General features: G+C 46.5%; 3 protein-coding genes and 1 pseudogene. All 4 read right to left on the reverse strand.

Annotated features, from left to right (window positions below):
* A pseudogene (locus tag RMO52_RS22125) lies at window positions 1-386 on the reverse strand (hypothetical protein); the annotation flags it as partial.
* A gap of 1 nt (window position 387) precedes the next feature.
* Window positions 388-873 (reverse strand): GspH/FimT family pseudopilin, encoded by a 486-nt coding sequence (locus RMO52_RS22130; protein ID WP_310418636.1) that lies wholly within the window; start codon window positions 871-873, stop codon window positions 388-390.
* A complete protein-coding gene (locus RMO52_RS22135; protein WP_309745116.1) occupies window positions 851-1,441 on the reverse strand; it encodes a hypothetical protein in 591 nt (196 codons plus the stop codon). Before RMO52_RS22135 ends, RMO52_RS22130 begins: the two co-directional genes overlap by 23 nt.
* A 41-nt stretch (window positions 1,442-1,482) precedes the next feature.
* The gene (rpmB, locus tag RMO52_RS22140) at window positions 1,483-1,719 is read right to left on the reverse strand and encodes a 50S ribosomal protein L28 (protein WP_309742469.1); all 237 of its coding nucleotides are present in this window, start codon (window positions 1,717-1,719) and stop codon (window positions 1,483-1,485) included.
* Window positions 1,720-1,861: the final 142 nt, after the last annotated feature.

Here is a 1,861-nt window from a genome sequence, read left to right on the forward strand (position 1 = left end):
CAACCTGTTTGAACTGATGGCAACACCGCAATGGTATTCGACCAGAGTGACAAGTCTTTAGTTGCTAGAAATCGATGCCGATCGAGAAATGATTGAAATCGGGCTATACCAGCTTCAGATACACTTAATGCTCGATCGATCTCCCGTTGTGAATTAGTCGTCACGGTGTCGCTCTGAGAACGCCCGATCAGACTAGCAGCGACAATAATCATCACTAAACCCATGCCTAAAGCTAGGGGGGTAGCAAAGCCAGCTTCAGGACGATCGTGGGTTGACTTTTGAATTTTTACTAAAAAATATTTCACGATTATTACTAAATTTTGCTGACGATAATTAGATCGATCGAACTTGTTGATAATCTTAAACTCGATAACTGAAATCGCCACTTTATGACTGCAATTTCTCACAGTCACGAGTAGTAAGATCGTAACTACCGAGCCGAATGATCCCGAGCGGTGCTGAGACAGTCAAGCAACGATAATTAGCTGTATTTTTAACTTGCAATAGGATCGATTTATTATCGGTAGTATTGCCACGCATCCCATAATCGATATCGCCAGTACCTGTATAGTCAAGCTTAATTTCATCTGGTAAAGTCCGATCTCCCGATAACAAACACCCTTGTTGTCCGAGAATTTTGCCAGCGGCTTTATCTAACGTCAGCGTACAAGTGCGATTGCTGCGGATTGCCTCTCTTTGGGCTTCTTGGAGACTCGCTACCACCATATCGGTAGCTTGGGATAGCTTGGCACGGTGTAGCGCGGCGATCGCACTTGGAATCGCGATCGCCACTAAAATGCCCACGATCGCGAGTACAATTAGGGACTCAGCTAGTGTAAAACCGAGATCCCTACTGACACTGGAACGCTGCATCAGGAATGACCTCTGTATATAAATGGAGAATTGGCTGCTCTAAATTTCCCCCAGTGGTGGGAGTGACGGTATATTGAATCCCAAGAATCTTGGCGTCGGGATTTTCTGAGGTGGCGGGAATGCTCAGCTTGCGGGCAATTTGAAAGGTTTTGCCCGTCTGACTGGTTGCGACTAGTAAAGCTAAATTGTAGTCAACAATGCCAGTAACATCGCCGCCAGCCAGTCTATCTCTGACTAAATCGGCAAATCCGAGATCGGCACTCAGGGGACGACAGCGGGGACGCTGGGCACCAAATGGGAGCTGGCTGATGGCGATTTGCGCCCGCATCTGCTCGATGTCTGCTTGTACCCAGCGGTTGGCTTCGGATACTTGTAAAGCTTTTGCCTTGAGTAACATCGCTACCACCATTCCTTGCATCGCGACGGCGACAAAGGTGGTAGTCAATAAAATTGCTACTAATACTTCTGAGAGGGTAAACCCAGCTTCAGGCGTCACACAGCGGTTAATTAGCCGCCATTGAGATCGAGGGTGAAATGGAACGAGTCGCTGGGGCTGGATTGTGTACATTAAATTGACAGCCAGATACCCCCAGCGGGGGATCTAGGAACCTAGAATTTGTTGAGGTTGATACCTGCATCCTTAGCCATTGCTGCCAAACTTTTGATTTCTAAAGTTTTGATTGCTTTTGTCGAGAGTTTTAATCGGACGAAACGATTTCCCTCTGCCCACCACACTCTTTTCCACTGCAAGTTAACTTGCTGTAGTTTTTTGGTGCGGTTGTGAGCGTGAGAGACTGCCATCCCATTGTTGGCTCTTTTACCTGTCAGTTGACATACGCGAGACATAAAAACCTCCTACTCGATTGCTGTTCGTAAAATGATGATACAGCCTCTCATTGTAGCTAATTTTCGGACGGATACGAAACTGAATATTTACTGGTCTAGAGCAATTGACTACGGATGTAGGTCTATTGGTGTCAATCCTACC

The sequence above is a fragment of the Chamaesiphon sp. OTE_8_metabat_110 genome (assembly GCF_031382685.1).
GTDB lineage: Bacteria > Cyanobacteriota > Cyanobacteriia > Cyanobacteriales > Chamaesiphonaceae > Chamaesiphon.

Coding starts and splice junctions, on each gene's coding strand:
- RMO52_RS22130 (WP_310418636.1), bottom strand. CDS start 873: ATGCAGCGTTCCAGTGTCAGTAGGGATCTCGGTTTTACACTAGCTGAG.
- RMO52_RS22135 (WP_309745116.1), bottom strand. CDS start 1,441: ATGTACACAATCCAGCCCCAGCGACTCGTTCCATTTCACCCTCGATCT.
- rpmB (WP_309742469.1), bottom strand. CDS start 1,719: ATGTCTCGCGTATGTCAACTGACAGGTAAAAGAGCCAACAATGGGATG.